This window comes from Synechococcus sp. R3-13, from assembly GCF_047462195.1.
Taxonomy (GTDB): Bacteria; Cyanobacteriota; Cyanobacteriia; order Thermostichales; family Thermostichaceae; genus Thermostichus.
On record NZ_JANSIO010000261.1, the window covers coordinates 1 to 3374 of the forward strand.

The window sequence follows — 3374 nt, forward strand, 5'->3', positions numbered from 1 at the left end:
CCGTCAGCTCTCTAGGCTCCTGCCCAAGGACTCCGTCAAGCGTTGCGTGGCGATAGCGACGGGCGGAAGGGTAGATGGCCGGCGAATGCAACTGCTCCGTCAGCCAGATGCTCAAACCCACTGCCGCCATCACCGGCAGCGCAATGTGATAGTCCCGCGTCATCTCAAACAGCAGCAAGATGGCCGTTAGCGGAGCCCGCACGCTGGCCGCCAACACAGCCGCCATGCCCACCATGGCGTAGGCAGCGGGGGGAGACAAGGCAATCAGGGGCAAAGCTTGGGATAGCACCTGACCGTAGCCTGCCCCCAGCACTGCCCCCATGAACAAAGCCGGGGCGAAGGTTCCCCCCACAAAGCCGCTGCCCAGGCTCAAAGCGCTCAGCAACAGCTTGCCCAATAGGAGCAGGCCCAGATGGCCAAGAGAAAAGGGAACGGCCTGCAGAATCGACTCAATGGTTTCATAGCCCACCCCCAACGCCAATGGGATCCCCAAGCCCGCGCAGCCCAGGATCCCGCCCCCCAAAATGGGCTTGCTCCAAGCTGGCCAGGCCGCCAGGGGGCCACTGTTGAACAGGTGCTTGCCCCACTCCAGGGTGTAGCTGAAGGCCATAGAAACCAGGCTGGCCAAAAAGCCCAAGCCGAGATACAGAGGTACCTCCAGCAAGCTGTGGATCTCGTAGTCCGGCAAGACAAAAGCCGGCTGGGTGATGGTGGGCAAAAGAAAAGCGGGTTGTGCCCCCAACCCCACCTGGGCGATCAAGGCGGAGACCACCGCCGCCAACACCACCACACTGACAGCAGAAGTGGTGAAGGTGCGGGCCAAAGCCAGCTCCAGCGCCAAAAACACCCCGGCAATGGGCGCGTTAAACCCTGCCGCCAGGCCAGCCGCTGCTCCGGCAGCCATCAACAGTTGCACCCGCTCCCGCGAGAGGCGTAGGTTTTGCCCCAGCAGGGATCCCAGCAAAGCGCCACTTTCCACACTGGGGGCCTCAGGGCCAAGGGAAGCTCCCGCGCCCAACGAGATGGCAGCCGCCAAGAGCTTGAGCGGGATCCACCAGGGCTGAAGTGCCAAAGGACGAGCAGGACTCACCAAGCCGGAGAGGCTCAAGTTGGGAAAGGGCACAACTGCCCCCAAAGCGCCGATCAGCAGGCCCCCCAGCACCGGCGCCAAAGCCAGCGGCCAGGATCCCAGCAGCCACAGGCCATAGTGTTCTGCAGCCCTGCCGAGGCCATCGACGAGGGTGTCCTGCAGCAGATAGCGCCACCAGCCAATCAAGTAGCGAAATCCAACCACCAACAGCCCCGTGGCCAACCCCACTGCCGCCGCCAGCAGCAGCAGAAGGTTCTCGGAGGAGAGGCGCAGGCGGAGAGCGGGGGCGCTGTTCATGATCGGCTCAGGGGCTTTGGGAAGGCAGGGTCAAGATCTCTACACCGGTTTCGGTAACGGCGACCGTATGTTCAAATTGCGCCGAGAGCTTGCCATCCAAAGTGACCGCCGTCCACCCGTCGGAGAGCACCTTCACCTCCCAGGTGCCCTCGTTGATCATCGGCTCGATGGTGAACACCATGCCGGGGCGGAGTTTCTCCCCTTTTCCCCGTTCGCCGTAGTGGGGGATCTGGGGAGCAGTGTGGAATTGCCGTCCCACCCCATGCCCGACAAAATCGCGCACCACGCTGTAGCCCTGGGCCTCGGCATATTCTTGGATGGCAGCGCCAATGTCGCCGACTCTCCCCCCCGGCTTGACGGCAGCAATGCCCCGCCGCAGACATTCTTCGGTCACCTCCACCAAGCGCCGCGCCCGCTCAGAAGGCTGTCCGACAAAGAAGGTTTTGGACGTATCGCCGTGGTAGCCATCCAAAACCGGGGTGACATCGATGTTGATGATGTCGCCTTCTCGCAGGATCTGCTTGGGGCTGGGAATGCCGTGGCAGACCACGTGGTTGACGCTGGTGCAGATGGACTTGGGAAAGCCATGGTAGCCCAAAGGGGCGCTTCTGGCCCCATGTGCCCGCGTCCATCGCTCGGCCTCGTCGTTGAGCTCTTGGGTGGTGACCCCTGGCCGCACCATCGGCTCCAAGTGCTTGAGCAGATCTGCTGCCAGGCGACAAGCCCGCCGCATTTTCTCCAGTTCCCGCGAAGAGAGCAACACAATGGGCTGAGGGGCTTGCGTGAGCTGGTTCATACCCGTCTGCAAAGCGGATCCCAACTGCTCCCCCCATCGCTGGGAGCGACGGCTGAGGTCTGTCAACAACGCTCGCATGTCTTCCATCATGAGACCTTATCTGTGAAAAGCTCTGTGAAAACGGATGGATCTCTGCACCTGCAGACTGTCCAGGATTGGGTTCTCAGTTGGGATTCTGAATCGCCTTGCGCCCATTCACAGACCCCTGCCGGCCATTTTCTGCCGCCGACGAATCCGCTGCACCAACCACAGCCCCAGAAAATAGCTGACGAGGGATCCCCAAAAACCGACAAACGCACAGCCGACAAACAGCGTGCCCGACATCTCCAAGCCCCACTGCATCCAGTTTTGCCAGGTGGCCGCCACCAGCTCTGTGGTGGGAAGGACAGTTCGGGATCCCAGTAGCCATTCTCCCACCTGGTAGTTGAATGCATAGATGGGCACATAGGTGAAGGGGTTACTCACCCAGGTCCCTGCCGCCGCCGCCAGCTTGTTGCCCCGAAACGGAACAGCCAACACCAGAGCGGCCAACGTTTGAAAGCCAAAGATGGGGAAACAGCCGGCAAAAACCCCTACCGCCAAGCCACGGGCAACTTCTTTTGGCGACGATTGCAGCCGCAACAGGCGCAGATAAAGATAGCGCAGCCAACGCTTCCAGGAAAGATCCCGGCGGGCTAGGGTCGGCCCTGGTTGAGATCCAGAGTAGGATCTGGAATAAAGCTTAAGGGATCCCGGCGAAGGCCAGGAGAAAGAGGGCAGCCTCAACCAAAAGAGGGAGCTCATGGCGGTCAGGGGGGGCAACTGAGAGAAGGTGTTAAGTCCTGTAAATCCAGTGTATCTTTCCTGCCCTTGGCGACAAAGGGCCATTGGCAAATCCGGGCCAGCAGCAACGGGGTGACGCCGGGGGATCGGTTTACGGAGTGGTCACCTGAGCTTGTCCACCAAGGCCAGCAGAAAGTTAAGACTCAAGTAGGAAACCAACACCAGCAAAAACAGGAACAGGGCAATGCTCAGCCCGGATCGCAGGGATCCCGATTTCATTTTGGGATCAGGCTTTTCGGGGGGAGTTGTCATCTGGAGTTCTGGGGAAGACTGTGAATCTAGGATCCCATCTTGGCTGTGCAGGTGTACCCATCGGCTTACTTTCCGAAGATTGAAGGCCTGATACATTTACGCTGAACACTGCTGAAC

4 protein-coding genes are annotated in these 3374 nt (G+C 60.5%); all 4 read right to left on the reverse strand.

Annotation, left to right across the window (positions count from 1 at the left end; genetic code table 11):
* Positions 1-1387: chloride channel protein (locus NW856_RS08040; RefSeq protein WP_414399769.1), on the reverse strand; the 1387-nt coding region annotated here is incomplete at its 3' end.
* 7 nt (positions 1388-1394) lie between these two features.
* Positions 1395-2183: a type I methionyl aminopeptidase gene (gene map, locus NW856_RS08045; protein WP_011433730.1), complete on the reverse strand. Its 789-nt coding sequence runs from the start codon at positions 2181-2183 to the stop codon at positions 1395-1397.
* Between the two features lie 195 nt (positions 2184-2378).
* Positions 2379-2966, reverse strand: a complete 588-nt coding sequence (locus NW856_RS08050) for a DUF2062 domain-containing protein (protein ID WP_414399770.1) — start codon at positions 2964-2966, stop codon at positions 2379-2381.
* Positions 2967-3107: 141 nt separating this feature from the next.
* Positions 3108-3257, reverse strand: a complete 150-nt coding sequence (locus tag NW856_RS08055; RefSeq protein ID WP_414399771.1) for a hypothetical protein — start codon at positions 3255-3257, stop codon at positions 3108-3110.
* Positions 3258-3374: the final 117 nt, after the last annotated feature.

What these genes read in the sequence shown, in the direction of transcription:
- map (WP_011433730.1), bottom strand. Translation starts at nt 2,183, where the DNA reads ATGAACCAGCTCACGCAAGCCCCTCAGCCCATTGTGTTGCTCTCTTCG.
- NW856_RS08050 (WP_414399770.1), bottom strand. Translation starts at nt 2,966, where the DNA reads ATGAGCTCCCTCTTTTGGTTGAGGCTGCCCTCTTTCTCCTGGCCTTCG.
- NW856_RS08055 (WP_414399771.1), bottom strand. Translation starts at nt 3,257, where the DNA reads ATGACAACTCCCCCCGAAAAGCCTGATCCCAAAATGAAATCGGGATCC.